This window comes from Proteus sp. fly-1067 (genome assembly GCF_040139345.1).
GTDB classification, from domain to species: Bacteria; Pseudomonadota; Gammaproteobacteria; order Enterobacterales; family Enterobacteriaceae; genus Proteus; species Proteus vulgaris_B.
This window is the reverse complement of sequence record NZ_JBEEUL010000245.1, coordinates 1-538: the sequence shown is the minus strand read 5'-3', so window position 1 is coordinate 538 and position 538 is coordinate 1. Positions and strand designations below refer to the sequence as shown.

Annotated in this window: 1 protein-coding gene; it reads right to left on the bottom strand. The window is 46.7% G+C overall.

The genetic code is table 11. From position 1 onward, the window contains the following. A partial coding sequence (gene cobA / locus ABN217_RS20225; RefSeq protein WP_349459999.1) for a uroporphyrinogen-III C-methyltransferase occupies positions 1–538 on the bottom strand: 538 nt, incomplete at both ends.

Sequence of the window (538 nt, the reverse complement as noted above, 5' to 3'; positions counted from 1 at the left end):
TAAGCATATCTATCACCAAACCACGCAAGTTGGTGATGTAGTGCAGCGACTTCTCCCACAATTAATAAAGCGGGAGTCGGTGCTTTTTCAGCTAACTGCGCTAATTGTGTTAGGTTTCCCGTGAAGACTTGCTGATCACGACGAGTGCCACAACTAATCACCGCGATAGGCGTTAATGGAGAACGTCCGAGTTTGATTAAACGCTGGCTAATAAGCTCTGCTTTTGCTGTTCCCATATAAATAGCGAGTGTGTGATTAGCTTGCGCTAACGATGCCCAATCCGGCTCGATCCCATCGGCTTTACAATGCCCTGTCATAAAGGTGACACTTTGAGCATATTGTCGGTGGGTTAATGGGATCCCCGCATAGGCACTCGCTCCGCTCGCTGCAGTGATCCCCGGTACAACTTGAAAAGAGATCCCATGTGCAATAGCAACTTCAATTTCTTCACCACCACGTCCAAAAATAAAGGGATCACCACCTTTTAATCGAACAACACGTTTACCAAGTTGCGCATATTTCACGATAAGTGCATTGG